This window comes from Candidatus Methylomirabilota bacterium (assembly GCA_036002485.1).
GTDB lineage: Bacteria > Methylomirabilota > Methylomirabilia > Rokubacteriales > CSP1-6 > AR37.
In genome coordinates this window covers 1-3,618 of record DASYTI010000140.1, presented here as the reverse complement: position 1 = coordinate 3,618, position 3,618 = coordinate 1, and the positions used below count along the sequence as shown (strand labels likewise).

The window sequence follows — 3,618 nt, the reverse complement described above, 5'->3', positions numbered from 1 at the left end:
ATGAGAACACTCGCGCGACGCCGCTCTCTTCATTCTGATCCCTCTCCCCCAGTGGGGGAGAGGGCAGGGTGAGGGGGCCACGTGTTCGCGCATAGTCCGCCGCGGGGAGTGGGATGAGAACGCTCTCGCGCCGCCGTTCTCTTCATTCTGATCCCTCTCCCCCACTGGGGGAGAGGGCAGGGTGAGGGGGTGTCCTCGCCCTGGATCTACGCGGCTCGCCGGCTCGCCCTGGCCGTGCCGCTGCTCCTCGGCATGAGTGTGCTCGTGTTCGCGCTCATGCGGGTCGTGCCGGGCGATCCCGCCGTCACCGTCCTCGGCTACAAGGCCACCCCGGAGGCGGTGCGCGCCCTCCGCGCGGAGTTCCATCTGGACGAGCCGCTCCCTCGCCAGTACCTCATGTGGCTCGGCGGGCTCGCGCGGGGCGACTTCGGCCTGGACTTTCGCCAGAACGAGCCGATCGGCCGCATGATCCTCGACCGCCTCCCCGTCACCGCCGAGCTGACCCTGCTCGCCACCGCATGCGCGGCGCTCATCGGCGTGCCCCTCGGGCTCCTGGGCGGCGGCCACCGGGGCGGCGTCGCCGACCGGGCATCGCTCACCATCGGCCTGCTCGGCATCTCCATCCCGGACTTCTGGCTCGGCATCATGCTGATCCTGCTCGTCTCGCTCGGGCTCGGCCTCCTGCCCTCGAGCGGCTTCGTGGCCTTCGGGGAGAGTCCGGTCGACAACCTTCTCCACCTCGTCCTGCCCGCGCTCACCCTGGCCCTGAGCCGCGCCGCCGTGCTGGGGCGGCTCACCCGCGCCGCGGTGCTCGACACCGTGCCTCGAGGCTTCGTGCAGTACGCCCGCGCCAAGGGGCTCGCCGAGCGCGCCGTCCTGTTCCGGCACGTGCTGCCGAACGCTGCCATTCCCATCGTCACCGTGCTGGGACTGCAGGTCGGCTACATGCTGGGCGGCGCCATCGTCGTCGAGACGATCTTCACCCTGCCCGGCGTGGGGCGGATGACGCTCGACGCCGTCCTCGAGCGCAACTACCCGGTCGTGCAGAGCACGGTGCTGGTCATCGGGGCGATGTTCATGCTGGTGAACCTGGCGACCGACATCCTGTACGGCATCATCGATCCCCGGGTGAGGCGGCCATGACGCCGGGGGGCGCGCGGCGCTGGGGGCCGGCGGGGCCGTCCCGCGTCGCCCTGTCGGGGTTGCTCCTGGTCGCGGGCCTGGCCCTCCTCGCGCTGCTCGCCCCCGTGGTGCTCCCGGGGAGTCCGACGGAGATCGCCAAGGACTTCGCGATGCGCGCGCCGACCCTTGCCGAGCCCTTTGGCATGGACGATCTCGGCCGGAGCGTGCTGAGTCGCGTCGTCCACGCCTACCGGGTCTCCCTTGGCGTCGCCCTGGGATCCGTGGCCCTCGCGCTTGCGATCGGCGGGCCCCTCGGCCTGGTCGCGGGGTACGTCGAGGGCCTGCCGGAACAGCTGATCATGCGACCGCTCGACGTGCTCATGGCCTTTCCCGCGATCCTGCTCGCCATCGCGCTCATGAGCGTGTTCGGCACGGGCGTCGTCCTCGTGTCCCTGGCCCTCGCCGTCGTCTATCTGCCCATCATCGCGCGCGTGGTGCGGGCGGCGGTCCTGGCCGCGAAGGTGGAGAGCTACGTGGACGGCGCCCGCGCGCTCGGGGCCACCGCGCCCCGGCTCATTCTGGGCCACATCCTGCCGAACGCCGCCACCCCCGTGCTGGTCCAGGCTTCCGTTCTGATGGCGATCGCCATCCTGGTGGAGGCCTCGCTGTCGTTCGTGGGGGTCGGGGTGCGCCCACCGACGCCGTCACTCGGCCTGATGCTCGCCGACGGCCGGGGCTTCATGCTGCAGGCGCCCTGGATCGTCGTCTTCCCCGGGCTCGCCATCATGGTCGCCGTGCTCGGCTTCAACATGATGGCCGACGGCCTCCGCGACTGGCTCGACCCGCAGGGCGGGGCCGGGCGTTGACATCCTTGCCCCGAGTTCACCGCGAACTCGCCTCGACCAGGGCGACATGCGCACCGCGTTTCGTCGGACGCCGAGGCCGATCAAGGCGTCGACGATGCATGTGGGTCGGTGAGGCGGCGCTCTCGCTCGACTGACAACGGCACGCGGGAGCTTCCCATCCTCCCCGCCCCCTCACTATCTCAGCCCTCGCCTCGCCGCTCTCCTCGCTGACGCTCGTCGGCAGCGGCTCAGCTCGAAGGGCTGCCCTCTCCCCCATCGGGGGAGAGGGATATGGATGACGCGAAGCCTTCTTAATTGGTCCGGCTGGGTAGCGAGCTTCATTGCTTCTTCAAACAACTCCCGCGCCGACTTGGCCATGCATCGAGCCCATCATCCTCGCGGCGCGGCCTCGCGCCTGAACGCCGGCAGGACCTCCCGGCCGAAGAGCCGCAGCGAGCGCATGGCCTCCGGATGCGTCATGTTGCCGAAGTTCATGTTCATCAGGAGGAGGTCGACGCCCACCGCCTCCAGCGCCCGGATCTGCCGGATGCAGCGCTCGGGGCTGCCGATGATCAGCCGCTCCCACGCCTCCTCCGGCGAGGGCTCGTGCTCGACCGGGTCCGAGCGGACGACCCCGCCGCGCACGCTCTCGCTGCCGAAGTGCAGGTGGTGCCACGTGCGGTGCGTCTTCGTCACGTGCGGGAGCGCCTCGCGGGCCGCGGCATCCGTCTCCGCCACGTAGGCAATCCGCAGCAGGCCCAGGTCGCTGTCCGCTTCGGTCTTGCCTGCGTCTTTGAGGGTGCGCCGGTAGAGGTCGACCTTCTCGGCCACTTTGTCCACGGGCTCGCGGAACACCGTGCTGAGCAGCCGGTGCCCATGGCCGATGGCGTAGGTGAAGGACTCCGGGTTCAGGGCGGCGATCCAGATGGGCGGGTGCGGCCGCTGTAGCGGCCGCGGCAGCACGGTGGCCGCCGGGAACTGGTAGAAGCGCCCGCTGTGCGCCACGTCGTCCTCGCGCCAGGCCCGCAGCATGATCTCCAGGCACTCCTGGCTTCGCTGGCGGCCCTCGTCGAACGGCACATCGTAGCGCGCGAACTCGTAGGGATAGGCTCCGCGGCCCACCCCGATCTCCAGGCGGCCACCCGTGAGCACGTCGGCCACCGCGATCTCTCCGGCCAGCCGCAGCGGGTGATAGAAGGGGAGGACGAGCACCCCGGTGCCGAGCCGCACACGCCGGGTCTGCGCGGCGGCCATGATGGCGAACATCAGCGGCTGTGGGCAGGCGCTGTAGCTCACGAAGTGGTGCTCGGCGAGCCACACGGCCTCCAGCCCCTGCTCCTCGGCGTAGACGACCTCCTCGAGGAGATCGCCGTACATGGCGTCGAAGGCCCGCCCCGGGCCCGACCACTCGAACAGCAGGAACAGCCCAAATCGCATCTCCAGCCTCCCCCTTACCCTGCCCTCTCCCCCATTGGGAGAGAGGGATCGAAATGTAGATCAGGGTGGCGTTGTCTCGCGAATGGTCCAGGCTAAGAGTCTGTCTGTCCGAGTAATTCTCGTGCCCTCGCGAGCAGAATGTTACGCTTCGAGCGCCGGCTTCGCCGGCGCAATCGGGTCGGGGGGAGGTTTCGGAAGGGGGGCGGAGCCCCCC

The 3,618-nt window shown here is 70.1% G+C and carries 3 protein-coding genes; 2 read left to right on the top strand and 1 reads right to left on the bottom strand.

Annotation, left to right across the window (positions count from 1 at the left end; translation table 11 throughout):
- Nucleotides 1-189: 189 nt before the first annotated feature.
- On the top strand, nucleotides 190-1,143 hold the full coding sequence (locus VGT00_13765) for an ABC transporter permease (protein HEV8532481.1): 954 nt from the start codon (nucleotides 190-192) through the stop codon (nucleotides 1,141-1,143).
- Nucleotides 1,140-1,988, top strand: a complete 849-nt coding sequence (locus VGT00_13760) for an ABC transporter permease (protein HEV8532480.1) — start codon at nucleotides 1,140-1,142, stop codon at nucleotides 1,986-1,988. Before VGT00_13765 ends, VGT00_13760 begins: the two co-directional genes overlap by 4 nt.
- Nucleotides 1,989-2,357: 369 nt before the next feature.
- Here VGT00_13760 and VGT00_13755 read toward each other — a convergent pair whose 3' ends face one another.
- Nucleotides 2,358-3,404 (bottom strand): LLM class flavin-dependent oxidoreductase, encoded by a 1,047-nt coding sequence (locus VGT00_13755; GenBank protein ID HEV8532479.1) that lies wholly within the window; start codon nucleotides 3,402-3,404, stop codon nucleotides 2,358-2,360.
- Nucleotides 3,405-3,618 lie beyond the last annotated feature (214 nt).

Bases quoted from the DNA above. Each gene is read 5' to 3' on its own strand.
- VGT00_13755 (HEV8532479.1), bottom strand. From the start codon at position 3,404: ATGCGATTTGGGCTGTTCCTGCTGTTCGAGTGGTCGGGCCCGGGGCGG.
- VGT00_13760 (HEV8532480.1), top strand. From the start codon at position 1,140: ATGACGCCGGGGGGCGCGCGGCGCTGGGGGCCGGCGGGGCCGTCCCGC.